Raw genomic sequence first — 26,552 nt, 5'->3', positions numbered from 1 at the left:
TAAATTGCTCATCAGCGTACATTTTGGTATATACACAGTTATTTGAAAGTGAATAAAAAATTTCTTTTCAGGTCAAAAAGAACTTTATTCCTGATAACTTCAGACCTTTTTAGAATCAAAATTAATTATTTTTACTCATGGATTTAAAAATTAGCGATCAACGCTTTATTGTGTGCGGTGCCAGCAGCGGTTTCGGCCGATCAATAGCTGAACAACTATTGGACGAAGGGGGGGGAGTTATTGCAGTAGCCCGCCGGGAGCAGAGACTCAATGAACTGCAAGAAGCGTATCCGGACCAGGTATCAATAGTTGCTGGTGATTTAACTGAAGATGATACCCACAATCAAATTGAGGCGGCCATTGGAAATAGCCAACTTCATGGCGTTGTAGTTAATGCCGGCGGACCTCCGGCCCTTACCCCTCTCGAAACGGCACTTTATGACTGGGACCAAGCCTATGAAAGTACTATGCGGTGGAAAATCGAACTAATACTACGTCTCGTTTCTTATTTTACATCCAAAAAGTACGGCCGAATACTCTTTGTGGAAAGCAAATCTGTTAAACAGCCTATTCCATCCCTTGTACTTAGCAACTCATTCCGTGCCGGAATTGTGGGCTTTGCAAAATCACTTTCCCAGGAAATTGCAGATAAGGGAGTTACGGTGAATGTTCTGGCCCCGGGAGCGCATGATACACCAGCCATTGAGCGGGTTATAAAGAAAAAAGTTCAGGATTCCGATAAATCCAAGGAGAAAGTTCGGGAGGAAATGGAGGCGGCTATACCAGTGGGACGCTTTGGTAAAGCTGAAGAAATTGCATCACTTGCCGGCTGGCTGCTCTCCCCACATTCGTCCTATGTAACCGGACAGACCATTAGTCATGATGGTGGGGCAATTCAAGGAATTTTCGGATGATAACGGATGCTTATTAATATAGAGGATACATAATCCCCGAATTTTTCATTTTAATTTTTTAATTGGAAAAAATGTGGAATCAAACAAAAATAACGCTTTCTAAAAAGGCACGGGGCTACCACATCATTACGGATGAAATTCTTCACCAAATTCCCGAGATCAAAAAGATTAAAACCGGCATTGCTCATATCTTTATTCAACATACCAGTGCCAGCTTAACCATTAATGAAAATGCTGATCCCTCGGTTCGGAGAGATTTTGCGACTCATTTTAAACGGATGGTTCCAGAGGATACCTCTATGTACGAGCATACACTCGAAGGGCCGGATGATATGACTTCGCACATCAAAAGCTCGATGCTGGGTTCATCGGTCAGTATTCCTATTACAGATGGAAGCCTAAACCTTGGGACATGGCAGGGTATTTATCTTTGTGAGCATAGAAATAATGGAGGGCGAAGAAAATTAGTAATAACACTCCATGGTGAAAAAGATATAGCCTGAACATAATACCCAGCTAAAATCCCAAAATAAAAAAAGCCTCGCTGAGCAAGCTTTTGCAAGCCTGCTCAACGAAGTACAGCCTACGTAGCCAAGCCCACTTCGGCGTAGTGGGCCTTTAGCGTAGTTGAGCGGAGAGGGTCGACTTCGCCAAGGCTTCGTCGACTACAAAATTCGCTTATTTAATACTGCACGTCCAGACCCAGTTTTAAAATATTTCTCTAACTCTTCTGCTTTTTTCTCCGTTTTCACTGCAACAAAAGCTTCAAGGGTGAAAGGGGCATAATGTTTAGTCGACTGTACGTTCCCTTCATTATGATTTTTTAAACGTCTTTTTAGATTCCCGGAATACCCAATGTATTGCCAATCTTTATGTTTACTTCTCAAAACATATACATACCACATAACTGTTCTCTCTTATATTGAATAAAAAAAAGCCTCGCTGAGCAAGCTTTTGCAAGCCTGCTCAACGAAGCTTCAGCGTAGTTGAGCGGAGAGGGAGGGATTCGAACCCTCGATACCCCGTATAGGGGTATACTCCCTTAGCAGGGGAGCGCTTTCGACCACTCAGCCACCTCTCCAAAGGAAGTCGCAAATATAAGTTGTTTTATATTTTATATCAATGAATTTGTGCGAAAAAAGATATTTCATACATCGGTCAATATTGAGTCAACACAACTTAATCTTCATCCAGGATATAAATTTGAGCCAGATTCCGTCCCTCCTGGGCGTAATCTAAACCGTAGCCTAATACAAAGAGTGTGGGAATTTCGAAACCTACATAATCCAGCTGCACATCGTGATGTGTAGCCTCAGTTTTATGTAAAAGCGTAACTGTTGCAATGGAAGCCGGCTTTTTCTTCTGCAGCTTTTCAACCAGGTACTTCATCGATAAGCCGGTATCAACGATATCCTCCACCAATATTACATGTCGTCCTTCAATATTAGCATCAATATCTTTCAGGTCAGTTACCTGTCCTGATGACACTTTTTCATCCCCATAACTGCTAAGCTTCAGGAAGTCCACCTCACAGGAAATCTCAACATACCGCATCAAATCTGAGAGAAAAATATATGCTCCGTTGAGCACTCCTATAAAAATAGGATGTCTATCTTTGTATTCCTGTGCAATTTCCTCTCCCAATTCACAGACACGCTCTTCAATCTTATTATCGGTCAAATATATCCGGAACGTTTCTCCATTACATTGAATGGTTTGAGGCTTGTATTGCGACATTAAATCTATTGACTGTATTTAATTTCCAGGCACTTTCCCGTATTGACTTCGCATTTTACCTCTTCGGAAATAGTACCAATTTTGATGCGTTTTTTTATTGGCGGAAAGATAACAGCACAGATTGTTTCTTCAAAAGATTCTATTACAAAGGCATCTCGTTTACGAGCTGCACTTATTTTCCGATTTGTCAGGTGATCAGCCACGGATTGGTGACCTTGCATTCCGAGGGGTTTAAACTGATCTCCATGCCACCAATGGCGAAGGGTCACAGGCCAGGAAATCTTATCAACATCCATAAAAAGGGTTTTATCGTTGAATAGCTCTTCAGAAAAGGTACACTCACTGATTGTCAGGAGAAGCTTATTATACCTATAATTACTTGCTACACGGCTTCTGGATAATGTTTCGATAACTTTTTTTTCTTCTGGACCGCCACTAATAAGGCGATAATACTCCCGGTCTCTCAACAACAGATAATCAGCGGTTAACTGAATTGTCTTCCCTGTTTGAAGCGTTTCTAACTTTTCTATCTGACTTAAACTATGGTTCGTTACTTCAATTCCCTCCTCTTCTTTTTTGAGCAAGTGTAGCAGTAAGGATTTTTGAAGATCTTCCTCGAGACTTTGAAACTGTTTTCTAATAATTCCATTTTCGTCTGTTACTTTATCTGCAATCCACTGTAAGGCATATTCAAAACATCCGGCCTGTTTACGAATACGAAGTACATTTTTTTTCCAGCCTGGAAAGAAGTTCGAAAGCTCTGTCAGCCATTCATTCCGAAGTAAATTACGGGCAAAATCTGAGGTTAGATTTGATTCGTCTGTTCGATAGGAAATGGCATTTTTCTCAACATAGGTCTTTATTTCTTCGCGACTGACCGTTAACAGGGGACGAAAAACACGCCCATCCCAAACTTCCATTCCCGACCAACTTGCCAGTCCACCACCGCGAAATATTTTTTGCAAAATAGTTTCAATCTGATCATCCCGATGATGAGCTACCGCTATTCCATCTGCCTTTTTACGCTCTAATACTTCTTCAAAATGCTCATATCGTTTATTTCGCGCCCATTGCTGGAAATTATATCCCTCTCCCTCCTTTGGCTCCACTTCAAAAGTTGTACAATCGATTCCCCACTTTCGGGCCGTATCGACAACCAGTTGTTCATCTTTTTCAGAAGCCCGGCCTCGTTTTTTGTAGTTAACATGAACTACGAAGGTAGAAATGCCAAGTTTTTTAAAAATATACAGAAGGCACATAGAATCCATGCCACCGCTTACACCAAGTATAAAGCTTGGAGTCTTTTTCTTTCCAAAAGTAGTGGTCACATTCTGTTCCACCGTCTCTTCAATCGGTGATAATTCGGATTTGCTCATATGCATATGATTGAAGTCCGCCTTCCTTATTCAAAACCAACAGCCGGCCCGTTTCATTAATACCGATAAGCTTGTAATGGTCAGATAATAGTTTGCCATCCACTTGCAAAGTAACCCAACGGCCATATCCTTGTATATTCCGATTAATCCTTCTCAACAGTTTTGTCTGTTTTTGTTGCCACAGCCGATATTTGTATTCTATCCGACTTAACAAATCAGCTAATAGAATTTCACGAGATACGGGCTCCCCCTTTTCCAAACGGACTGAAGTGGCAGTGGATACTAAATCTTTCCGAAAGTTCTGTTGGTTTACATTAAAACCTATTCCAATAATCAGTCGGGCAAGGCTATTGCCCAAATAAACGGTTTCCGTTAATAGTCCGGCGACTTTCTTTTCATTTAACAGAACATCATTCGGCCATTTGATACAGGCACAATTATGATTCACTATACTATTTAGCAGTTCAACCAAGACCAAGGCACAGGAGAGTGTCAAGGCATGAAACCCCTCGCGATTTTGAGGTCTGAGAATAATTGAAAATGTTAAGTTTTGCCCCTTCTCCCCCTGCCAGGATCTGTCATACTGGCCACGTCCGGCTGTTTGATCATCTGTTATAACAAGCGTACCATGGTTCACTTCATTATTTTTAACCTTTTTACTATAAGTATTGGTAGAAGGTAATGTTTCAAAATATCTAATATCCTGACCTAGCCACTGGGTAGACAAATGTTGCCTGAATGTTGATACCTCAAAAAAGTTACTCAAAACAGATCATTAAATATTTTGATTAAGCCTCTGCAAGCTTGCTTTTCAACAGGTCAATCTTTGTGACAGGGGTCGGGTCAATATTATTTAGCATAGCCAGGTAAAAGCTGGTCCAGTCAGCCAGCTGGATAAGTGAAAACATGCGTGCAAGCCTGCTTTCTCCCCGGGTTCTCAACAGGTGCATAGAAGCTGTTTGGTCTTCAATCAGTTCCCTAACAATATCCATACGCTTCTTTACCCGTTCATTATCGGCCTCATCAACCAGCATCAATACCGAGAGCCGGCCTGTCAAATGCACGATGCGCTCCCAACCAACAATTTCGTTGTGACTCATGCCAGGTAATGTATTGCCGTAAGCCAGTGTTTTAGCATTTTCTCCAAACTGTTGTCTCCATCGTAAATTTACCGGTTGCATAGTTATGGCATCCGAATAAATAATAGGAAGCGTATCATTAATATCAGTAGCTAAGCTCAGAGCTTCATTATCACTGGATTTGGAATAAAGTTCACTCTGTTCAGTTAGCAGGCGGTGTGTTTCATCCAGGGCATCTGTTCCCTCATCCAAAAAATCCAAATGCTGAAAAATCCAAAACAACGGCACAAAGCTGTACCCCAATGCAGCACGGGGCGGCATGCCCCCGGGAATTTTCACGTAGTCAAATTCTTCCTTAGCTGCTCTCAACATAAGCTCACCACCGGAAGTGATGCCAATGACTTGTGCCCCCTTTGCTCTTGCCTGTGTCAAAGCACTCAATGTTTCTTCCGTATTTCCGGAAAAACTACAGCCAATAAACAAGGTTTGTTCATTCACCCATTTGGGTATCTCGTAGTGCTGTACAACAGTAACCGGATACGGGCAGCTGTAATAACTATATGCCTGGATCAGCTTTGCGCCCGTTACAGATCCTCCCATCCCTACCAGACATATGGTACGAATACGTTTTTTATCAATCGTAAGTTCAATATCATCAGTCAGTCTTATTGCCTCAGCCCACTGATCGGGAAAATCCTTTAACAGATCCCACATATTCTGGGTATCCACTGATTGAATAGAAGATAAATCCATAATGCTTTAGAGGTAGTGCGTTTATTTTAAAAGTTGGAAAACAGTGAATCTACTTCAGCAGTTGTAGTGCATTTTAATACCTCAGAGACCAGTTGATCCATTTCCTTCAAAGTATGGCTGCATAATGCCTGCTTTACTTTAGGCAGCAGGGCTGGTGTCATACTTAATTCATTAATTCCCATTCCCAAAAGACAGCAAGCGGCAACGGGATCGGAGGATAGCTCTCCACAAACACTGACAGGAGTCCCCGTTCTCTTCCCCGCTTCTGCCACCATTTGGATTAATCTCCATACTGCCGGATGACGCTGATCATATAAATTGGAAATACGTTCGTTACCCCGGTCAACAGCTAAGAGATATTGGGTTAAATCGTTCGTTCCTATACTTAAAAAGTCGGTCTTTCTTGCAAAATCCTCTGCCTGGACGGCTACATTCGGCACTTCTACCATTAACCCGACCTCTATATCTTCGTCTACCTTACAGTTATTCTCTTTCAATTGATTCTGCAGCTTTTTGACGGTCTTATTAATGATCTCGACTTCATCAAGGGTAGTAACCATCGGGACTAAAATACGGGTACGGCCCGGATAGGTTCCGGCAGACTTCAATATAGCTTTCAGTTGTTGTTCCAACAGAGGTCGCTGATCCAGCAACATTCGGATGCCCCTCCATCCCAAAAAAGGATTTTGTTCTTCCTGGCCTAAATCAAAAAACTTATCTCCCCCTGCATCAAACAGACGAACGGTAACAGGATGCGGGTGGGTTGCCTTCAATACAGTACGATAAAAATCACATTGCTTTTCTTCGTCTCTAAAAGAAGACTGATGCAGGTACATCGACTCCGTTCTCAACAATCCAATACCTTCTGCCTGGTAGATATCTACAAAATTCAATTCCTCCTGAAACTCCACATTTGCCCGAAGAACAAAAGGATGTCCATCCGCAGTTTCACTCTTCTTCTCGCACAAGGCCTGCTCACGAGAATGTTCCTCGGCCACCCTGCTAATCCGCTCATCATATTTTTTTCGTGTTGTCGTTGAAGGATTAACTACGATCGAACCTTCAACTCCATCCAAAATCAAAAGTTCATCAGCGCCAATGGTTTCTGAAGCATCCTTAACTCCTACAATAGCAGGAATCTGCATAGCACGAGCCAATATAGCTGCATGTGAGGTCGTCCCTCCTTTATCCATTATAATACCCGCAATATTATTTTCGGAGAATTCGATAACCTCACGGGGACTTAAGTTATGGGCTACTAATATTGTTCCCGGCTCGAATCTCGGTTTCCCGTCTTCATTATTAACAATTTGTATCAGTCGATCTCGCACATCCGATATATCCACAGAGCGCTCTTTCAGCACCCCCTCTTGTCTCTTCATTACATTCAGATAGTCCTCAAATACCTTATCAATAGCGGCATCCGCAGCCTTGTTATTATTTTTTATTTCATTTTCTATCCGACTGTGCAAGTCGGGATCGCCAAGCATCTGAATCTGTGTTTGAAGCAGATCTGAGGCATCTTCATGATCTTGATCTGCGCGCAATGAGTCGAGTTCTTCCCGGGCTACATCCAGTGCCTTCTCAAAACGTTCCAACTGGTGACCTACCTGGTCATCCGTAATATTCTGACCATATATACGTGGACGCCGCTGCCTGTACAAGCTTGCCTTGCCCACAGCAATCCCGGGGGCAGCGGCAGCTCCCTTCAATAATACTTCCTCCGCTTGTAAATTATCACTCATCTTCTTCATACACCTCACCAAATCCATCTTCAATCAGTTCAATAATCGATTCCGCGGCCTCCTTTTCGTCCGGACCATCAATCTCAAGTTCCAATTCGGCTCCTTGTTCAGCGGCCAGAGTCATCACACCTAAAATACTCTTCCCATTTACCTTGTAGCCATACATGTGGATAAAAAAATCAGATTCAAATTTGCTGGCTAATTTAACAAGCGCCGCCGCCGGACGTGCATGAAGTCCGGCATTATTCACAATAGTAACTTTTTCTTTGATCATATAAAGTTTTATTTATCGTTTAAAATGCCAATAATTACATTAACTATCCATGCACTTTAACATACTTTTTTCGAAAAAATGTTTATAGTATTTAATTGCCGATTTCTATAATGTTTTATTAATTTACGATTCATTTTGAAACGAATTAAATATCAAAAATTTCATGTCTGTAACAAAAGAAGATGTTAAATATGTAGCTGATCTGGCTCATCTGCAGCTTACCGAAGAGGAAAGCGACTCATTAGTTAATGATATGAACCAGATTTTGGATTACATGACAACGTTAGAAGAGCTGGATACTTCCAACGTTGAACCATTGGAACATGTCATTGATCTGGAATATCGTCTGCGCAACGACGAGGCGAAAGAACCTGTAGATCACGAGGAAGCACTTAAAAATGCGCCGGATGCCGATAGCGACTACTTTCGGGTACCACGTGTTATTGAATAATAATTAAGCAATATCTGCTGCTTTCATTATTCTGAAGTTTTACCCAATCTGCTGACTCTTAAGTATTACTTTTTTTGTCTGCTATAGAAGCGGGCATACAATCTATCTCTGAATATAGGATAAATACTCAGCCTTAACCCTCACTGCTTTGGATAAACAAAAGAAGCAAACCCTGAAGGAAGATTTTATCTCAACCCTATCCCGGTCGAAACAACACTGGATAGCTCTTTCTGTTCTCTTTCTGCTTCCGCTTATCCTTTATTCGGCTATCTTTTTTGGGGGACACCAATTTTTGGGCAATGATGTGCTGCAGTACCGCGCCGGGGCAGAATCCGTCATTCAACATATGGAAGCGCACGACGGTGAACATCCCAATTGGGCTTCCAATATGTTTTCCGGGATGCCTTCTTACGTGCTCCATAATCCTTCGTCCCCTCCGAACATTGACAGTTTTTTTAAATGGGTTGGAGGTGATACCCATCCTCTTCCTTTTTTCTGGATCTTGCTCAGTGGAGCATACTTTTTCTTTGTTATACAGGGAGTACGACCATTTTCGGCGGCGTTGGGATCTATTCTCATTGGATTTACGACCTACCTTCCAATTATTATTGAAGCAGGGCACTACGGCAAATTCATGTCCTTTTCCTTTGTACCCTGGATGTTTGCCGGTTACTATATGGTATCCCGTTCCAGTCGCAAATTAGCAGCGTTTTTTATCTTCGCCCTTGCTATGGCGTTACAGCTAAGGGCTAATCATCCCCAAATTACCTATTACTTTTTATACCTGCTCGGTTTTTGGTGGATATATGACAGCTGGATGGCTTATAAAAAAGAGGATATTAAAGATTGGCTCGAACGGACAGGTATCGCCTTTGGTGCTGGGGTACTTGCTATAATTTGCAGTATCGATATATACTGGCGGCTCTATGAGTATTCCCAGTACAGCATGCGAGGGGGATCTTCACTGGGAAGTTCACAAACTAGTGGACTTTCACTCGACTATGCTTTCAGCTGGTCCCAGGGGGTTGGAGAGCTTCTGACACTCATCATCCCCGGCATTTACGGAGGATCATCCAGCGAAGCATACTGGGGACCAAAAACGTTTACAAGTGGACCTCATTATCTGGGAGCCATAGCCTTCGTACTGGCCTTGATTGGGTTATTTCGTTATCGAAAAAAAATAAAGTATGTCTTTTTTGGAGTCGGTACGCTGACCCTTCTCTTTTCTCTGGGAAATAATTTTCTGTTCCTTAATGAGTTTGCATTTAATTATATCCCCTTATTTGACAAATTCCGTGTGCCAGAGACATGGCTCATCGCCACGGTTTTCTGCTATTCTGTTCTGGCTGTTTATGGAATAGAGGCTCTATTCGATATTGCCCAAAATAAGAAAGCATCTCTTAAAAAATTATACTTGCCGCTGGGAATTGCCCTTGCACTCGGTATCCTGTTCTCACTGGCCAGCGATACTTTACTCTCCTTTGATAAGCCCGGGGAAATGGATCAGTATGCACAACAGGTAGCTCAGCAAAATAATGTTTCTCCGGAGAATCCCCAGGTGCGTCAGCAGATTGAAAACTTTATTAATACCCGGGTAAAGCCAGAGCGCAGGGAAATGGCAAGTAGTGATTCCATACGTTACCTTGTAATCGTTCTGCTGGCGGGAGCACTTATCTGGCTGCTCGTAAGAAAAAAAATAAGCAAGGGATATTTCTTAATCGGACTACTTTTACTTACTGCCTACGATATGCTAAGTATAGGCAACCGCTATGTTAGCGAAGACCAAATGGTTCCCAAACGCCTGGAAGCAGAACAGCTGATCCGCCAGCAACAGACAGAAGTCGATCGGTTTATCATGAAAAATATCGAGTCAGATGAAGGGTATCCATACCGAGTTTATCCACGGGCTGATAATGCATTTAACAATGCTATCCCCTCCTACTTCTATCCAACTATTGGCGGATATACCGGTGCAAAGCTGGGACATTACCAAGATCTTATCGATTACCTTTTGATGGATGGCAATAGGGGTTTCAATGATCCCATACTCGACATGCTGAATGTTAAGTATATCACCATACAGCAGTCTCTTACCTTCAGTGGTTATACCGAGGTAGAAAGTCAGGATGCCAAGCGTGTTTATCGGAATGACGACGTACTACCTAAAGCGTTTTTTGTAGATTCAGTTATAACTGTTAACAGCCCGCGACAAGCTGCTGAAAGAATGCAGCCCCAATCGAACTTCACCCCTGCCACAACCGCTATTGTAGAAAGCAGTGATGCAATCACTGCTACCCCCGACACTAATGCCCAGGTTTCTGTAACAACGTACAATTCCAAAACAATAGAGTTAGAGACCTCATCTTCTGAGAAAGGGTTCCTGGTACTCAGCGAAATCTATTATCCGGCGGGATGGGAGGCAACTATTGATGGAGAGGAAGCCAAAATTTACAAAACTAACTTTGTTTTACGCGGACTTCAGGTTCCGGCTGGAGAACACACCATCCGCATGACATTCGAACCTGCTTCCAGTTTGTGGGGAAAACGTATCGCCTGGGCGGGTCATATCCTATTGTGGATTGCCGGAGGCATGACCTTGATCGGCATTTACCGATCTGATTAAGGTATTAACTTCTACTATTTAGATAAGTCATCCGGACTAAAATAGTCCCCAAGCAGCTTATAATCTTTCTTATAAAATTCAATAGCCGCATCCAAAGCTTCTCTGGATATGTCATCCAGAGTAATATCTGTTCCCCCTGTTTTACGTTGGCGTAACTTTAAACCGGGCTTAAAACGCTGAAGCATTTCTTCCAACTCCGAAATCTCACTCAGCGTAAAAATTCTATCTAAATAATCGATTGTTTCGCCCAAAAATTCGTATTGAGGACGTGAATGGTGCTCAATACTTTTATTGATATGGCGATATTCTACTAAATTCAAAACGAAAGTATTGAGGTCCGGATTTATTGGCAATCCCTCATTTTTCAGTGTTTCTTGGCTGGATTCTAAGTCACCTAAATCCAGCACACGATTGCGATAGCAAGAGATTAACCGTTTTACCGGATCCCGTACCAGTGCAAAGCGGGTCGTATCTGTTCGTTTCTGAAGGGTAGATACGCTCGTAAAAGCAAAGGGGCGTTTTTTAAAATAGTCGTGATGCTCCCGATAATCGCTGAATTCCGGAAGGTTCGCATCGAAACGCTTACCGAATTCTATTTCGTGCAGGGCATGTTTAATAGACGTGCAGGCATTTTTGGGGATCGGAATATAAATCAGTCCTTGATCAGACAGGTATATTTGATGCACCTGATAACCAGGAACTCCCAGCATGCGACAGAAGTACCGGTAATATAGCCGTAATTCTTCCCAATTACGCTTCAATAAACCCATTTAAGTAGTAAAAAGTTTTTCCGCAAGCCAACTTTTTGCCTCCTTCCAATAGCGATGGGGAGGTACCCATCCCACTAAATCGGTAAAACCGGTTACCTTCCCTGTTGCCTTCCGGATATTATACAGCTGATACTTGCGCTGTCTCTTATTCATCTTATCCTTGTGTTTCTGATAAAACTTTAAATAACCTCTGAGCTGATCCCTAGGGTTAGAAATACGCTCCCCACCATGTTGCAAGTATACCTCCTGTAAAGGCTCCTGCACATTTCGAATGGGTCCGTATTCTTCTGCCAATCGAATCCATAGGTCATAGTCCTGTGCGGCATCCAGGGATTCATCAAATCCGCCCACGGCCTGTATGCGCTCTTTTTTTATCAATCCCTGATTGCCGACATAGTTGGTATACAGGAGATCTTCAAGCGTTATCACTTCAGGCTTCTGCCAGACAGGAACTCCTTTCTTGTACATCATGCGCACATCCGAAGTTACAAATGCATACTCATCAGAATATGCCTCTATCAGTTTTTCTATACGATCTTCTGTCCATGCATCATCGTCATCAAGTCCTGCGATAAAATCTCCAGAAGCTTCTTCTATTCCCTGATTCCGCGCTTTACATGCTCCCATAGGAGCCTCATTGCGAATATAGTGAAGAGAAATAGCATCGTAATAAGGTTCGACAATAGGCAGGGCTGACTGATGAGAACCATCATCAACTACGATTAATTCTATGTTATCATAACTCTGTACAACTACCGAATCGAGGGCCCGTGGCAAGAGCTGTAACCGGTTGTGGGTTGTAATCACAGCCGATACCAATGGTTTATCCATAGTTCCCAGTGCAATCTATTTGAAAATTGGCATTATTCACGGTAAAAAATGTATTTTCAAGCTTTCCAATAATGGTTATCATACCTTTTAGCATGAAACAGCGTTCAAAAGTTTCTTTTATTATCTGTAGTTATAACCGCGCTGGTTATCTCGACGATACCCTGCAATCCCTCGTGGAGTCCGGCCTTACCAGCCAACCGGCAGAATTGCTTATTATTGATAATAATTCTACCGACTCAACACCGGAAGTCGTTAAAGGTTATCAGCAGCAGTACGCTAAAGATGGTAATACCATCCGATATATCAAAGAGACAAAACAAGGTCTTTCGCATGCCCGAAACCGAGGCATAAAGGAGGCTCAAACTCCACGTGTTGTATTTTTGGATGATGATATACGGGCCACAAAAAAACTAATTCCCCGCTGGGTCTCTTTCTTTTCGAGCAATCCCAATGCCTTGGCGGCCGGCGGCAAAATTCATGTACAATTCGATGATCCGCGTCCCGATTGGATGTCCCATTTTTTATTACCCCTTCTAGGACATCATGATCTTGGTGATTCCCCCAGGAAATATCCTCAAAATAAATATCCCTTTGGCGGTAATATGGGGTTTCGTAAAAATATTTTTGGCCTGCTGGGTGGATTTGATACCGAACTTGGACGCAAAGGTAATCAGCTGAAAGCCAGTGAAGAAAAAGAACTCTTCCGACGGATCAGAGCTGAAAATATAGATATCCACTACCTGCCGGAAGCCAAACTCTTTCACAGGGTTAATGAAGAACGGCTTACCGAGGAATATATTCGCCGACAGGCTATTGGGCTGGGAGAAAGCATCGCCCTACAGGTACAAAATGAACCCAATCAAAGAACTGAAGAAATAGTAAGAGAACTTTTGAAAATAATTGCTACCTTTTTGCTCTTTTTTCCTTATGCATTCTCCTTACAGCTTCCGAAGGCCTTGATGCTCATTAAATTTCGCAAATGGATAGCAGAAGGATATTTTGGGATAAATGCTCAAACTCCTTCCCCATAAATATCAAGAATATGAAAAGAGGTATTAAACAGATACTCAGAAAACTCTTCTGGGGTTTTTACAGACATTTGCTTTCCGACAAGTGGTATGCAAGAGTGCGCTACTGGCTGGAGCTGGATGAATGGCCTGATCTCGAAAATCCTCAAAAATTTACCGAAAAAATACAATGGATAAAGCTTAACGAACGAACACAACTTCGGCAACTAGCAGCAAACCGCCTTGCAGTCAGAGATTGGGTAGACAAAAAAATAGGCAAAAGTCATCTGGTTCCACTCATAGATTCCTTTGATACCCTTACCCAACCCATTTGGGAATCTCTACCCCAACAATTTGTATTGAAAGCCAACCACGGCTGCGGAATGCTTTCAATAATAAGAGACAAAGAGAACGAACACTTAAACACTATTCAACAAAGTACAGAAGAGTGGAAGCAGACCAACTATTACCGATTCGGACGAGAGTGGGCCTACAAGGGATTACCCAGAAAAATCCTTGCTGAAGAATTACTGCTCACTCAAAAAGGAACCATCCCCAAAGACTATAAATTGTTTTGTTTCCATGGGAAAGTGAAACTAATACAGGTCGACTACGATCGCTTTGGCAATCAGAAACGAAATTTATTTAATCCCGATTTTGAACCTATTGAAGGCAGGCTACTTTATCCTCCCTACGAGCAACCTGTGCAATGCCCCAAAAATATTGATGAGGCGATTAACATTGCCGAAGCTTTGGCGGCTGATTTCAGTTTTATACGTGTGGATCTATACTTGTTAGAAAATCACATTTATTTTGGTGAACTGACTAACTATCCCGGAAACGGTTTCGTCCCTTTTCAACCTGAAGAGCTGGAATATAAAGTAGGATCTTGGCTTGACCTCAACAGAGAATTAACGTAACTACCAAAACAGTTAAACTACTTTTAATCCCTAACGTTCGATCAATACTTTGGGCGTAATTATTCGACAGAGCATAAAAAACACTATTATTTCCTATGTGGGAATAGGGTTGGGCTTTGTCACTACAATCCTACTCTTTCCCCGCATTATAACGCTCGATCAGTATGGACTTACCCGACTGCTCATTTCTCTTTCCGTGGTATGCTCCCAATTTGCCCATATGGGTATCAACAATGTGGTTATCCGCTTTTTTCCCTATTTCCAGCATTCGAAACGCTCTCGGAGCCGCTTCCTTTCACTCATCTTGTTAATACCGTTGGGAGGATTTCTGCTCTTCTCACTGATTTACCTGCTATTTGATGATCTTTTTATCTTCTATTTTAATGATCAATCCACGCTTTTCGCCGACTATTACCTCTATCTAATTCCCCTGGTGTTTGCTACTCTTTTTTTTGAAGTCATCAATAATTATGTCCGCGCTCTACAAGATTCGGTCACCGGCTCTTTTCTGAATGAAGTCCTGATGCGAGTGCTTATCATTCTGTTATTGGTTATCTACGATTTTGGGTGGATCTCTTTCACGCTTTTCATGATTGGCTTTGTTAGCATTTACTGTATTCAACCCTTTTATCTGCTGACCTACCTTTACCGTCGGGGAGAACTCTCGCTGGCTTTCCCCATACTCAATAAAAGATCAAAGTTTCTCAAAGGGATGGGGGTCTACGGCGCCTATTCTCTGCTCGGCGGACTCGCAACTTTACTGGTTGGCAATATTGATATTATCATGCTCGGGGCTATGACTAATCTCGACGATACGGCCGTGTATGCGATCGCCTTTTATGTCGGGTCTGTTATCGCGGTCCCTCAGCGTTCAATTGTGAAGATAGCTTCACCTGTATTAGCAGACCTTATCAAACAGAAACAGTTCAACCAGGTTGATTCGCTTTACAAACGTACTTCCCTGAATCAACTTATTGGCGGTGTATTGCTCTACGTTGGTATCTGGGCTAACATGCACAACCTGATGTTTTTACTACCTGAAGAATATCATGGAGCGCAATGGATTATTATCATAATAGGAGCTGCTAAACTTTTTAATATGGCTACCGGCATCAATGGAAGCATTATACTGAACTCCAAGTATTATCGGTTTGATCTCTATACAAACATCTTGCTAATCGTGCTTACCATTACTACCAACTACTTTCTTATTCAGCTTTGGGGAATGCTAGGTGCAGCTACGGCCACTGCCATTTCAATATTTGTTTATAATTTTGTCAAGTTCGTATATGTTTGGATTAAGTTAGATATGCAGCCTTTCCGATGGAATGCTTTTGCTGTGATCCTTATCGCAACCGCCTGTTTAGGTATTGCATCCCAAATCCCTTATCTCTATAACTTTATCATCGACTTAGTGGTACGGTCTTCCGTTATTACCCTCATCTTTACCGGAGCTATTTTATTATTTAACCTCTCTGATGATGTAGAAAACCTGCTTAAGGAAGGATATAAGCGCTTATATAACTTTATCTTTAGCTAAATAGTTATCTTGCAGATCCCAAAAATTGAGGAACCATAATTATATAATTGATAGATAGATCTACCAATATATGAAAGCTATACAAGTTCAAAACCCAGGCAAAAATTCATCTCTCGCTATTGAAGAAGTACCTACCCCAAAGCCGGGTCCGAATGAATTACTGGTTAAAATAAAAGCATCCGCTCTTAACCGCGCCGATCTCCTGCAACGCACCGGAAACTACCCTCCGCCAGAAAGTGCCAGCAATATATTGGGATTAGAAATGGCCGGTACTATTGAAAAGACGGGACGTGAAGTAGAACAGTGGGAAGCCGGAGATCGGGTTTTTGGACTCTTAGCAGGGGGCGGGTATGCCCAATACTGCACGCTCCATGAAAACATGGCAATGGCGATACCCGACAATCTCTCTTTTAACGAAGCCGCGGCTATTCCAGAAACATTTCTAACAGCATTTCAAAGCTTAGACTGGCTGGGCAAACTCCAAAAACAGGAGACTGTGCTGATTCACGCGGGAGGCAGTGGCGTGGGAACCTCTGCCATTCAGTTGGCCCGCCACCTCTATGATGCTCAAATAATTACTACCGCAGGGAAACAATACAAACTGGATGCCGCTAAAAAACTGGGAGCTGACTTTGCCTACAATTACAAGACCCAAAATTACGCTGAAGAAATTAAAAATAATGTCGGTCCCGAATCGGTTGATTTGATTATAGACTTTATTGGCAAGCCCTATTGGCATAATAATATGGAAGTTTTAGGCATGGACGGAAGAGTCGTCTATCTGTCATTTTTAGGTGGCCATAAAATTGAAGAACCAAGTCTGATTCCCATCCTCCGGAAAAGACTCACCGTAATTGGATCCACATTACGTTCCCGCTCTTTAGATTATAAAGCATCTCTCACAAAGGATTTTGCAGAGCATTGCCTACCCCTATTTAACAAAGAAGTTTTAAACCCTTTTATCGATTCAACCTTTAACTGGAAGAATACAGAAGAAGCCCATCAACGAATGCAAGACAACAAAAATACTGGCAAAATTATATTGACCGGTATGTAATTTCAATTACCTATTCATTTCTATTATTTAATCTGTTGATCCAGCATTCATCTGGATGATAAATAATATTTGATACCTCCATCCAAAATTGGATAAGAATTTCTATTGGCAGACTCTTATCTTAGGAGCAAATAATATCAATCCAGAATCAATTTATTCATGGCGCAACCCACGTTTAGTACCCATGTTGGGATGGTGGATATTCTCCCCGATGAAGTAGGAAAATGGCAGGCATTAGAACGTATTATTCACGAAGAGGCAAAAAGATTTAACTTTGAGGAGATTCGAACACCCATTATGGAGCAGACGGAGCTTATTGCCCGTGGTGTGGGGCAGCTGACAGATATTGTCTCTAAAGAGATGTTTGCCTTCGAACGCGGTGATGACCAGTATGTATTGCGCCCCGAATGTACAGCACCGGTTGCGCGCGCTTTTGTTGAGCATCATCTGGACCAGCGTGGAGGTACTCAAAATCTATATTACATCGGGCCGATGTTCCGCGCTGAAAAACCACAAAAAGGGCGCCAACGACAGTTTCACCAGTTCGGAGCTGAAATTATCGGCGCCGACGATCCCGCTGCTGATGTAGATATTATTGCGTTAATGATGGCTATTTATGATCGCATTGGAATTAGCAATACTACCTTGAAGATAAACTCAGTCGGAGATCCGGAAAGCCGTAAAGCCTATACAAAAGCCCTTAAAGATCACTTCCGACCAAATCTTTCCGAGCTAAGCCAAATTTCTCAGGATCGTTTTGAAAAGAACCCTCTTCGAATACTAGATTCTAAAGAAGAGGAAGATCAGCCTTATATCAAAGACGCACCAATTATTACCGATTTCCTGACCGAAGACACAGCTGATCATTATGCACGGGTCAAAGAATTATTGAAAGAACTTGATATACCTTTTGTAGAAGATCCACACCTGGTACGCGGACTTGATTACTATACCCGTACAGCCTTTGAGCTCATCAGTCCTGATCTGGGTGCCCAGGATGCCCTCGGCGGTGGCGGACGCTATGATCTGCTGATTGAAGAGGTAGGTGGTCAACCAACTCCCGCAGTGGGATTCGCTTCTGGTATAGAACGGTTAATGATCGCCTGCGAAGAACTGGGGATTCCTTTAGCTGAAGAAGAGATGCTTGATGTCTATATTGTAACGCTTGGAGAAAAAGCTCGTAAATGGGCTGTTAAACATCTACCCAAATTGCGTGAAGCAGGCCTTTCAGCTTCCATGGACTATATCGGGCGTTCTATCAAAGCCCAAATGAAAGATGCCGACCGTGAGAACGCCCGGCATGTCATTATCGTTGGAGAAAATGAACTCAATGAAGAAAAATTTGTACTCCGCGATATGAAGGCCAGTGAAGAAGAAACCTATAGTTTTGAAAATATCCTAAACCAGCTAGTCAATTGAGAAAAAGGAGGAGGATGCTATGAGCCGAAAATTATTGTACTCCCTTATTGGTTTTGGAGTCCTAATATTAGCCATTATCGGCTACCACTTTTATGCTGCCAATCAGGCGGAGCAACAGATAGAGATGCTTATTGAGCAACAAACCGATACCGCTAACGCCCCGGTTGTGGAATATTCCTCTCTTAAGGTTACTCCATTTTCGGGAAAGGTCATCATGCGTGACCTAACCATTGTTATGAACCAGCATATTGAACGAGCGGACAAGCTAACCATAGATCTCTCATATATTGATGCCCTGAAGTTTTATACAGGTGGCACGGAATATGCTCTGGAAAATATTTATAGCGGCAAAGCCAATTTGATTAACCCTTCATACCTTAATCAATCAAAACAGCATAGAGTATCGGCTGAGCAGCTACAACTCTTTTTTGAAGGACAGGCACTCGATGCTATCCGAACAGCCGTTTTAGACACCGCTTATTCCGTATCCCAGCATTTTCGTGCGGAAGGAACTAAGCTCCAAATGGAATTCCCGAATACTCTTGTTTCTGGTCTAAAGGCTAATACTTTTCAATATCAGGGATCCATCGAGTCAAACAACGTTGATTATTGGAGACAGGGGGTACATGAAGTGACTATGGACTCTCTGACATGGACGCCATTGGCATCTTTTCAGGAGAACTACAACTTCTTTATCAAAGGCTTTGGCTATGCTCCCGATGCTATCCCTTTTAAATCTGCGAGCTTTACTTCGAAGCCGGATTCTGCATCAAATCGATTATATATCCATTCCGAACTCAAGGCAGAATTGGCTCAAGTTACTGCCAAGGGATATCTTGATCCTCAACAGTCACTCGCCCAGTCTCAACTAGAGGAAGCTAGTATAACCATAGATAATTTTTCTGATTCTTTTGAACGAGTTCTCCAAAATGCACAAAAACTATTTTCCTTCTCCCTCAACCAAAGGAATGGTGCTATTGTATTTGATATACGAGGTACGATGGATGATCCTAATGTTAGCAAAAAAGCCAATTCACTCCCCGGTGATTCAACAGGAAATTAAATCATTTCCTTCCTTCAATCCAAGTGTCCTTAACTCGCTTAGTCAGTTTCTACCCAGCTTTTAATCCGTTCGATATCATCCACTTCACCGATAATAGATAGCTCATCATTCTCTTCCACGACCGTATAACCATGGGGAATTTTAATTTCGTCATTACGTTTTAAGATAGCGATAAGACTTTCACCCGGAAGAGAAATATCCTTAATTTTTTTACCTATCAACTCTTGAGTTTTGTTGTGAGATGAAACTAAGATATTTATAAATCGTTCATCGCGAAGCATAATTTCACGAAGTCCGCCTTCATTCTCAGCAGCTTTCCAACGAGACATGAACTTAGGATTATCAACCATCTCTGCAATATGAGCTAAAATTCGAAGATGTTGTCCTGATCTCTCAATCGAACTTACTAAAAAGATAATAGCTCTCAGCTCCTCTACTGAACTTTGCTTATTTTTATTCAGAGGCTCATAGCCCTCAGATTCGATAGATATACTTTCAGGAATTCTTACCAAGACAATCTCTGAAGGACGGTCTCGATCTACCCGTATATGGTTAAGGGCAATACCTCGGCCAATAGGAATCGTTCCCGAACTCTGGGCCTCACAAAACAACTCAAACAGATCATCAGACTCCATATGAAATCGAGGTGCAAGCTTCTCTGATGCCTTTCCCATCAACGTCTTATAGCTAATATCCGGATCCTTTTCATCAATCACTATAGAACGAGCTATAACTTTTTCATACGGATCATGATCCCGAAGGCCTTTTTCTCGAAGAATACCTCGCATTTCGTATTCGAGTCCCCGGTATCTACGTTTACCCAGTCGTGCATGAACGTGAAAAATAGCCCCTTCCCTTTCAATATTGCCATAACCGTAATAATAATACCATCCTACACTAAATACCGCAATAAGCGCTGTAAATAGAATAGAAAGAAAACCCATTTCCAAGATCAAAAAGACCGAAATAATCATTCCGGCAATATGCATCCATGGATACAGGGGGGATTTAAATCCCGGGTCATACTCTTCAATCTTGCTTTCCCGCATTACTATAACGGCAAGATTGAGTAACCCGAAAAGCAGTAACTGAAAAGCACTGGCCAATTTAGCAACGGCTTTCACATTAAATACTAGAAGAATAAATATCATCAAAAGCATAGTAACCAAAATTGATATCTTTGGTGTCCCAAAACGAGAACTTACTTCTGAAAAACGACTATTTAACAATCGATCACGGGCCATTGCCATAGGGTAACGGGAAGCGGACATAATACCTGCATTTCCTGTAGATGCAAAGGCAGCGATAGCGGCTACCACAATAAGTATAAGTCCCGTTGGTTCAGGCAGCCAATCTAAAAACACCTCACCAGCCGTTGCCACCGGCGTCAAATCTGAGCGGAGAGCAGCTGGATCAAGTAGTGCTACCATAAGATAAACTCCAACTACATAAACAAACACCGCCACGATCAACGACATTATCATCCCAAGAGGAATATTCTTATCGGGGTTTTCCACCTCCTCGGCAATACTAGCTACTTTGGTAAGCCCTGCATAGGAGACAAAAACCATTCCGACAGTTGATAAAACCCCATTTATTCCGTGGGTATAAAAAGGAGTAAATTGTTGTCGAGTTAGTTCAAAGAAATCTACAGAAAAGAAGTGAAGAACCCCCTGAAGTATATAAAAAAACATGATACCCAACAGAGCTGCTACCAAAACTTTCTGTATGAAGCTAGATTCTTTAGCACCAACAATATTGATTATCCCAAAAAAGACAGTGAGGACAATAGCAACTAATGTTATTGGGACCTCAATAAATATACCTATGTACGCTCCCATTCCAATTAATGCAAAAGCACTTTTTAAAATCAGTGCCAGCCATGAACCAAATCCACCTATCGTTCCCATTAAGGGGCCAAGACTGCGATCTATAAAATAGTATGTTCCACCCGCACGAGGCATTGCGGTACAAAGTTCGGATACACTAAACATAGTGGGCAGGACTAATATCCCCGCAAAAAAGTAAGCCAAAAATACGGATGGACCTGTTTCAGCAGCAGCCAGGCCTGGTAGCAGGAAAAACCCTGAACTGAACATTGCACCGGTACTAATCGCAAAAACATCCCAGAGTCCTAATTGTTTTTGTAACGTTTCATGCTCCATATTCTAAAAAAACTATAAATATATTTTTAAAATTATTTCTAAATAGATACGTATGAAAGAGAAACATAAAGTCCCATCAGTGACAGCACAATATATGATTAATTCTTTTTAAGCTCTTTAATTCTTTCGATATCTTCAGCTTCACCAATAATTGAGAGCTCATCGCCATCCCGGATAATAGTATTGCCATGTGGTATATTGATCTGATCCTCATGCTTAAGTATTGCGATAAGACTTTCTCCCGGCAAATCAATTTCATGGATCTTCTTTCCAATCATCCTGCCCGTTTCTTTATCAGAACGAATTTTCAGATTGATAAATCGTTCATTCCGCAGCAAAATCTCTCGTATTTCACTTTCATTTTCTGCCTTTATCCAACGCTGTAAAAAGTCGTCCTGATCAATCATATCAGCTATGTGTGCCAGAAAACGCAAATGTTGAGTGGCATTTTTTTCAGAACTTATCAAAAAGAAAATTGCATACAATTTATTTTCGACCTGTTCCTTATCGTTGTCTAATGACTTAAAATGTTTACTCTCTACTGATAAACCATCTTTTACCCTAATAATAAATAATTCAGGTTCAGTTTTTATATCTAGTCTTGAGTGATTCAATGCTGCTCCTTCCCCAATAGGTATAACCCCAAAACCACTCATTTTATCAAATTCCTGGAACAACTCTTCTGCTTCAACATTAACTTTTGTTGCCAAATTGCTACAGGCCTTTTTTACAATATTTTCGTAGGTAATATTAGGCTGCTCAACATCTAACACCGCTGCCTTACTAACAACCAACTCGTACGGATCTTCCTCGCGCAACCCCTTTTCCTGCATAATACGACGCATTTCACGCTCCAACCCGCGGTCCTTAAACTGCCCCAACCGCTCATGAACATGATAGATAGCTCCCTGTCGATCAATCTGGTTATATGCGTAATAATAATACCAGGCAACCGATAAAAGCATGATTGCAACGGTAAACATAATTGATAATATTCCCATCTCAAGGATTAACAGTCCTGATATCAATATACCAGCCATCTGCATCCAAGGATAGAATGGGGCTATATATCCGGGGTCATATTCTTTGATCTTGCTTTCACGCATTACAATGACTGCTAAGTTCAACAGCCCAAATAAGAGCAACTTAAATGCACTTGCCAGTTTAGCTACTTCTTTAACATTAAAGACCAATAATAGAAACACCATCATCCCGGTAGTGGCTATTATTGATATTGAAGGGGTGTCAAATTTGCCTATTTTGGAAAGTTTAGGATGAACTAATTTGTCTCGCGCCATTGCCAATGGAAATCTAGATGCAGACATAATACCTGCATTCCCCGTTGAAGCAAAAGCAGCGATAGCTGCAATAACAACTAAAATAAGCCCAATATCACCAGGCAACCAACTTAGGAAAATCTCTCCAGCCGTTGCTACGGGTGTTAGATCTTCTCTAAATGCAGCAGGTTCAAGAACAGCTGTCATAATATATACCCCCGCCACATAAACCGTAATAGCTGTAAATATAGATAGAAACATTCCGCGTGGAATATTACGATCAGGGTTCTTCACCTCTTCAGCGACGCTCACAACTTTTGTAAGTCCCGCGTAAGAGACAAAAACCATTCCGACCGTAGCAAAAAATCCCTGAATGCCATTCGTAAAAAATGGAGTAAATTGCTTGCGGTGTATATCCAAAAAATCAAGAGAAAACAGATATGAAAATCCCTGGACAAGATAAAAGGCCATAATGGAGATTAACGTTACAACTAAAATATTTTGGATTTTACTTGTCTCTTTAGCTCCAAAAATATTCAGTGCCCCAAATGCTAATGTCAGAATAATGGCTACTGGTGTAATAGGGACTTCAAAAAATATGGATATATATGCTCCCATCCCGATCAATGCAAAGGCGCTCTTAAATACCAGGGATAACCAAGATCCAAATCCACCAATGCTCCCCATGAGGGGACCAAGCGTTCGGTCAATTATATAGTATGTTCCACCTGCTCGCGGAAAAGCAGTTGCTAATTCTGCTTTGCTCAGCATAGTAGGCAATACGAATAATCCTGATACTAAATAAGCTAAGAAGACAGAAGGACCCGTTTCTCCTGCTGCAAGACCGGGCAATAAAAAAAGGCCAGAGCTAAACATAGCTCCTGTCGCAATGGCAAAAACATCAAATGCACCTAATTTTTTTTTAAGTTTTTTAGCCTCCTCAACCATTAGAAAATAGTTTTAATTTAATTAAACTGTATAGAAATGCATTAAGAAAACAGCTATCTCAAAAGGACTTTGGTAGTTATTATTCACTCTCGGTGCAAACCGTCTATTTACTATTATTGCTTACTCTCCTCAGGGGATTCTTCTTCACCACCCGTCATCCGAGCAACCATTCTGATTCCATAGGCAATAATGGTTAGACCTATAAGACCTTGTATTTTTACGCTTAATATAGGATGAAGATCAAATACTACAATTATAACATATTCCACTATCGCTGCAATCAAAACAAGTCCCATCAACCAGAGGAATTCAGTTAAAAAAAACTTTTTAAACGGTTTGTCCATACATTAGAAAAATATATAAAAATAAAGGTCTTATGAAGCATAGCATGAAACTGTACAACTAATTTTATTGGTACTGCGTTTCTACTTTCACAAACTCTTTATGCTGTCAACTTAAATTTAAGTACTTTTTTTACCAATAAGGAAAAGAGCCTTTCTTTCCTTGTTGGTAACAAGCATTAAACCATTGTCAGAAAATTACATAAAAAACTTTGGTTATAATATTACATTTGCTGATTTTTATACCCTCGATATAATGAATTAACTTTTCACCTTTCTATTCTATAACAGCCGGGTGGCTTGATTTATCTTATTTTATGGAAGGACATTTACTAATAGGTATTACCAGCATTCTTCTTTTCGGGATTGGTGCTCAATGGGTTGCATGGAAGTTTAAATTACCAGCTATCCTGTTGCTGCTTATTTCTGGTATAATGGCAGGTCCAGTCTTTGGGTTACTTCAACCAGATGTTTTGATGGGAGACCTCTTAGCTCCTTTTATTTCTGTTTCCGTTGCAATTATTCTCTTTGAAGGTGGATTGAGCCTAAGCTTTTCTGAGTTAAAAAATATTGGCGGGATTATAGGAAACCTGGTCAGTATAGGCGTCTTATTTACCTGGGCCATTATTTCCTTGTCAGCCCATTACTTATTTCCTTTCGGATGGGAGCTATCCATTCTTTTGGGAGCGATACTGGTCGTTACCGGTCCTACGGTAATTATTCCTCTTCTGCGACAAGTACGCCCCTCCGGGCAAGTGGGATCCATTTTAAAATGGGAAGGTATTGTCATCGATCCTATTGGAGCTATGTTGGCCGTACTCGTCTTTGAAGTTATTTTAAGCACCAGCGTCTCTGCGGCTACCACTTTGGCAGTAATGAGTATTGTTAAAACTATATTCTTCGGTACCCTCGTAGGATTGGCCGGAGCTGCGCTAATTTACTTTCTACTAAAACGGCACCTCTTACCTGATTACCTGCAAAACCCCATTAGCTTAATGGTAGTAGTAACCGTTTTTACCGCCTCCAACATGCTCCAGCACGAATCTGGCTTATGGGCTACCACACTTATGGGCATTGCACTTGCCAATCAGAAATCAGCCCGCATTAATCATATTACTGAGTTTAAGGAGAACTTGCGGGTATTATTATTATCGTCCCTCTTTATTTTATTGGCAGCTCGAGTTGAGCTCGAAGGTCTTCTTGCCAATTTAAACTGGAATCTTGTCGGATTTCTCGCCATTCTTATCTTTATAGCACGCCCCCTGGCGGTATATATTTCAACGATCTTTTCAGATATCAATTGGCGTGAAAAACTTTTCTTGTGCTGGATGGCTCCCCGTGGGGTTGTAGCGGCATCCATTTCATCCATTTTTGCTATTAGTCTGACTCAAAATGGCTTTGAACAAGCTGATCAGCTTGTTCCGATTGTATTTCTTGTCATTATAAGTACTGTGACAATATATGGGTTACCCGCTTCTTGGGTAGCGCGTAAGTTGGGGGTTGCGAAACCCGTTCCAAACGGCATTCTGATCTTAGGGGCCTACGACTGGTCTTTAAAAATTGCTGAAGCAATTAAAAATGAAGGATTCAAAGTATTAGTGGCAGATTCAAACTGGAAGAATATTGCCAAAGCAAAAACCAAAAATATAGGAACGTACCATGGTAACATACTGTCCGAGTATGCGCTGGAAAAAATTGACTTGGATGGAGTGGGTAGATTACTTGCCCTTACCCCGAACGATGAAGTCAATTCACTGGCAGCTCTCCGATTTGGTGAAATTTTCGGAAGATCTTATGTTTTTCAACTCCCTCCCAATATTCGGGGAGAAAAGGGAAACAAAGATGTTAGCAGCCATCTAAGCGGTAGAATACTCTTCCATGAACAACTCAATTTTGAAGAAATTTCAAATATTATCGACCAGAGAAAACCGCTGTCTGTTCAAAAAATAACCGATGATTCCGCCTCCACCGAATTCAAAGAGACTATCGGACAAGAACATATTCCGCTTTTTGTCATCACTTCCAATAATGAAATTCATCCATATACGGTTAATAATCCGCCGATGCTTACCAATGAGGATAAAGTATTTTATGTTTCAATAGATCAAGAAATCAAAGATAAGCTCCGAGATACCTCCTCCACCCCGGAAAAAGGTCAAGATGTAAATCCTTCTTAGCCTCATCTCAATCTAAATAAGACCGTTACACTTTCTCATATTTCAAGAAAAAAAATCACGACCTCACGTATAACCGGCGGACGAA

General features: G+C 41.5%; 23 protein-coding genes and 1 tRNA gene. 11 read left to right on the top strand and 13 right to left on the bottom strand.

Annotated elements, in window-relative coordinates:
• Window positions 1-137: 137 nt before the first annotated feature.
• Window positions 138-914 carry an SDR family oxidoreductase gene (locus tag ABEB05_RS16715; protein WP_265791774.1) on the top strand — a complete coding sequence of 259 codons (777 nt, stop codon included), beginning with the start codon at window positions 138-140 and terminating at the stop codon, window positions 912-914.
• 71 nt (window positions 915-985) lie between these two features.
• Window positions 986-1,417: a secondary thiamine-phosphate synthase enzyme YjbQ gene (locus ABEB05_RS16710; RefSeq protein ID WP_265791776.1), complete on the top strand. Its 432-nt coding sequence runs from the start codon at window positions 986-988 to the stop codon at window positions 1,415-1,417.
• A gap of 162 nt (window positions 1,418-1,579) precedes the next feature.
• Here the strand turns inward: ABEB05_RS16710 and ABEB05_RS16705 are convergent, their stop codons facing one another.
• The 8 genes from ABEB05_RS16705 to ABEB05_RS16670 form a co-directional block, all read right to left on the bottom strand.
• A complete protein-coding gene (locus ABEB05_RS16705) occupies window positions 1,580-1,819 on the bottom strand; it encodes a GIY-YIG nuclease family protein (RefSeq protein ID WP_265791778.1) in 240 nt (79 codons plus the stop codon).
• An 86-nt stretch (window positions 1,820-1,905) separates the two neighbouring features.
• Window positions 1,906-1,995, bottom strand: a tRNA-Ser gene (locus ABEB05_RS16700).
• A gap of 98 nt (window positions 1,996-2,093) precedes the next feature.
• Complete coding sequence (gene hpt / locus ABEB05_RS16695) at window positions 2,094-2,651, bottom strand: hypoxanthine phosphoribosyltransferase (RefSeq protein ID WP_265791780.1); 558 nt, start codon at window positions 2,649-2,651, stop codon at window positions 2,094-2,096.
• A gap of 5 nt (window positions 2,652-2,656) precedes the next feature.
• A complete protein-coding gene (gene tilS / locus ABEB05_RS16690; protein WP_265791781.1) occupies window positions 2,657-4,027 on the bottom strand; it encodes a tRNA lysidine(34) synthetase TilS in 1,371 nt (456 codons plus the stop codon).
• The gene (locus ABEB05_RS16685; RefSeq protein ID WP_265791783.1) at window positions 3,999-4,793 is read right to left on the bottom strand and encodes a biotin--[acetyl-CoA-carboxylase] ligase; all 795 of its coding nucleotides are present in this window, start codon (window positions 4,791-4,793) and stop codon (window positions 3,999-4,001) included. The genes tilS and ABEB05_RS16685 overlap by 29 nt, the downstream gene beginning before the upstream one ends.
• A 22-nt stretch (window positions 4,794-4,815) precedes the next feature.
• Entirely contained in the window at window positions 4,816-5,859 is a 1,044-nt protein-coding gene (locus tag ABEB05_RS16680) for a bifunctional phosphoglucose/phosphomannose isomerase (protein WP_265791785.1), read from the bottom strand.
• 26 nt (window positions 5,860-5,885) lie between these two features.
• Complete coding sequence (gene ptsP / locus ABEB05_RS16675; RefSeq protein WP_265791787.1) at window positions 5,886-7,613, bottom strand: phosphoenolpyruvate--protein phosphotransferase; 1,728 nt, start codon at window positions 7,611-7,613, stop codon at window positions 5,886-5,888.
• Window positions 7,597-7,878 (bottom strand): HPr family phosphocarrier protein, encoded by a 282-nt coding sequence (locus ABEB05_RS16670; RefSeq protein WP_265791789.1) that lies wholly within the window; start codon window positions 7,876-7,878, stop codon window positions 7,597-7,599. Before ABEB05_RS16670 ends, ptsP begins: the two co-directional genes overlap by 17 nt.
• Window positions 7,879-8,041: 163 nt before the next feature.
• Between ABEB05_RS16670 and gatC the strand changes: the two genes are divergently transcribed.
• Window positions 8,042-8,329, top strand: coding sequence for an Asp-tRNA(Asn)/Glu-tRNA(Gln) amidotransferase subunit GatC (gatC, locus tag ABEB05_RS16665; protein ID WP_265791791.1), 288 nt, complete (start codon window positions 8,042-8,044; stop codon window positions 8,327-8,329).
• A gap of 148 nt (window positions 8,330-8,477) precedes the next feature.
• Window positions 8,478-10,952, top strand: a complete 2,475-nt coding sequence (locus tag ABEB05_RS16660; protein WP_265791793.1) for a YfhO family protein — start codon at window positions 8,478-8,480, stop codon at window positions 10,950-10,952.
• Between the two features lie 14 nt (window positions 10,953-10,966).
• Here ABEB05_RS16660 and ABEB05_RS16655 read toward each other — a convergent pair whose 3' ends face one another.
• The gene (locus tag ABEB05_RS16655) at window positions 10,967-11,722 is read right to left on the bottom strand and encodes a sulfotransferase family 2 domain-containing protein (RefSeq protein ID WP_265791795.1); all 756 of its coding nucleotides are present in this window, start codon (window positions 11,720-11,722) and stop codon (window positions 10,967-10,969) included.
• On the bottom strand, window positions 11,723-12,553 hold the full coding sequence (locus ABEB05_RS16650) for a glycosyltransferase (RefSeq protein ID WP_265791797.1): 831 nt from the start codon (window positions 12,551-12,553) through the stop codon (window positions 11,723-11,725).
• 92 nt (window positions 12,554-12,645) lie between these two features.
• On the opposite strand from ABEB05_RS16650, the gene ABEB05_RS16645 reads away from it, so the two are divergent.
• The 6 genes from ABEB05_RS16645 (at window position 12,646) to ABEB05_RS16620 (ending at window position 19,559) form a co-directional block, all read left to right on the top strand.
• Window positions 12,646-13,584, top strand: coding sequence for a glycosyltransferase (locus ABEB05_RS16645; protein WP_265791799.1), 939 nt, complete (start codon window positions 12,646-12,648; stop codon window positions 13,582-13,584).
• 11 nt (window positions 13,585-13,595) lie between these two features.
• Entirely contained in the window at window positions 13,596-14,480 is an 885-nt protein-coding gene (locus tag ABEB05_RS16640) for an ATP-grasp fold amidoligase family protein (RefSeq protein ID WP_265791800.1), read from the top strand.
• Between the two features lie 49 nt (window positions 14,481-14,529).
• Entirely contained in the window at window positions 14,530-16,020 is a 1,491-nt protein-coding gene (locus ABEB05_RS16635) for a lipopolysaccharide biosynthesis protein (protein ID WP_265791802.1), read from the top strand.
• 70 nt (window positions 16,021-16,090) lie between these two features.
• Complete coding sequence (locus ABEB05_RS16630; RefSeq protein ID WP_265791804.1) at window positions 16,091-17,077, top strand: NAD(P)H-quinone oxidoreductase; 987 nt, start codon at window positions 16,091-16,093, stop codon at window positions 17,075-17,077.
• Window positions 17,078-17,236: 159 nt separating this feature from the next.
• Window positions 17,237-18,496 carry a histidine--tRNA ligase gene (gene hisS / locus ABEB05_RS16625; protein WP_265791806.1) on the top strand — a complete coding sequence of 420 codons (1,260 nt, stop codon included), beginning with the start codon at window positions 17,237-17,239 and terminating at the stop codon, window positions 18,494-18,496.
• 19 nt (window positions 18,497-18,515) lie between these two features.
• On the top strand, window positions 18,516-19,559 hold the full coding sequence (locus ABEB05_RS16620) for a hypothetical protein (protein WP_265791808.1): 1,044 nt from the start codon (window positions 18,516-18,518) through the stop codon (window positions 19,557-19,559).
• A 38-nt stretch (window positions 19,560-19,597) separates the two neighbouring features.
• Here ABEB05_RS16620 and ABEB05_RS16615 read toward each other — a convergent pair whose 3' ends face one another.
• The 3 genes from ABEB05_RS16615 to ABEB05_RS16605 form a co-directional block, all read right to left on the bottom strand.
• Complete coding sequence (locus ABEB05_RS16615) at window positions 19,598-21,724, bottom strand: amino acid permease (protein ID WP_265791810.1); 2,127 nt, start codon at window positions 21,722-21,724, stop codon at window positions 19,598-19,600.
• A 98-nt stretch (window positions 21,725-21,822) separates the two neighbouring features.
• On the bottom strand, window positions 21,823-23,949 hold the full coding sequence (locus ABEB05_RS16610) for an amino acid permease (RefSeq protein WP_265791812.1): 2,127 nt from the start codon (window positions 23,947-23,949) through the stop codon (window positions 21,823-21,825).
• Window positions 23,950-24,062: 113 nt separating this feature from the next.
• Window positions 24,063-24,293: a hypothetical protein gene (locus ABEB05_RS16605; RefSeq protein WP_265791813.1), complete on the bottom strand. Its 231-nt coding sequence runs from the start codon at window positions 24,291-24,293 to the stop codon at window positions 24,063-24,065.
• 314 nt (window positions 24,294-24,607) lie between these two features.
• Here ABEB05_RS16605 and ABEB05_RS16600 point away from each other — a divergent pair, with 314 nt between their 5' ends.
• Entirely contained in the window at window positions 24,608-26,467 is a 1,860-nt protein-coding gene (locus ABEB05_RS16600; RefSeq protein ID WP_265791815.1) for a cation:proton antiporter, read from the top strand.
• Window positions 26,468-26,552 lie beyond the last annotated feature (85 nt).

The sequence above is a fragment of the Fodinibius salicampi genome (assembly GCF_039545095.1).
Classification (GTDB): Bacteria; Bacteroidota; Rhodothermia; order Balneolales; family Balneolaceae; genus Fodinibius; species Fodinibius salicampi.
This window is presented reverse-complemented; position numbering and strand designations above follow the sequence as displayed.

Coding starts and splice junctions, on each gene's coding strand:
- ABEB05_RS16715 (WP_265791774.1), top strand. CDS start 138: ATGGATTTAAAAATTAGCGATCAACGCTTTATTGTGTGCGGTGCCAGC.
- ABEB05_RS16710 (WP_265791776.1), top strand. CDS start 986: ATGTGGAATCAAACAAAAATAACGCTTTCTAAAAAGGCACGGGGCTAC.
- ABEB05_RS16705 (WP_265791778.1), bottom strand. CDS start 1,819: ATGTGGTATGTATATGTTTTGAGAAGTAAACATAAAGATTGGCAATAC.
- hpt (WP_265791780.1), bottom strand. CDS start 2,651: ATGTCGCAATACAAGCCTCAAACCATTCAATGTAATGGAGAAACGTTC.
- tilS (WP_265791781.1), bottom strand. CDS start 4,027: ATGAGCAAATCCGAATTATCACCGATTGAAGAGACGGTGGAACAGAAT.
- ABEB05_RS16680 (WP_265791785.1), bottom strand. CDS start 5,859: ATGGATTTATCTTCTATTCAATCAGTGGATACCCAGAATATGTGGGAT.
- ptsP (WP_265791787.1), bottom strand. CDS start 7,613: ATGAAGAAGATGAGTGATAATTTACAAGCGGAGGAAGTATTATTGAAG.
- ABEB05_RS16670 (WP_265791789.1), bottom strand. CDS start 7,878: ATGATCAAAGAAAAAGTTACTATTGTGAATAATGCCGGACTTCATGCA.
- gatC (WP_265791791.1), top strand. CDS start 8,042: ATGTCTGTAACAAAAGAAGATGTTAAATATGTAGCTGATCTGGCTCAT.
- ABEB05_RS16655 (WP_265791795.1), bottom strand. CDS start 11,722: ATGGGTTTATTGAAGCGTAATTGGGAAGAATTACGGCTATATTACCGG.
- ABEB05_RS16650 (WP_265791797.1), bottom strand. CDS start 12,553: ATGGATAAACCATTGGTATCGGCTGTGATTACAACCCACAACCGGTTA.
- ABEB05_RS16645 (WP_265791799.1), top strand. CDS start 12,646: ATGAAACAGCGTTCAAAAGTTTCTTTTATTATCTGTAGTTATAACCGC.
- ABEB05_RS16640 (WP_265791800.1), top strand. CDS start 13,596: ATGAAAAGAGGTATTAAACAGATACTCAGAAAACTCTTCTGGGGTTTT.
- ABEB05_RS16630 (WP_265791804.1), top strand. CDS start 16,091: ATGAAAGCTATACAAGTTCAAAACCCAGGCAAAAATTCATCTCTCGCT.
- hisS (WP_265791806.1), top strand. CDS start 17,237: ATGGCGCAACCCACGTTTAGTACCCATGTTGGGATGGTGGATATTCTC.
- ABEB05_RS16620 (WP_265791808.1), top strand. CDS start 18,516: ATGAGCCGAAAATTATTGTACTCCCTTATTGGTTTTGGAGTCCTAATA.
- ABEB05_RS16615 (WP_265791810.1), bottom strand. CDS start 21,724: ATGGAGCATGAAACGTTACAAAAACAATTAGGACTCTGGGATGTTTTT.
- ABEB05_RS16610 (WP_265791812.1), bottom strand. CDS start 23,949: ATGGTTGAGGAGGCTAAAAAACTTAAAAAAAAATTAGGTGCATTTGAT.
- ABEB05_RS16605 (WP_265791813.1), bottom strand. CDS start 24,293: ATGGACAAACCGTTTAAAAAGTTTTTTTTAACTGAATTCCTCTGGTTG.
- ABEB05_RS16600 (WP_265791815.1), top strand. CDS start 24,608: ATGGAAGGACATTTACTAATAGGTATTACCAGCATTCTTCTTTTCGGG.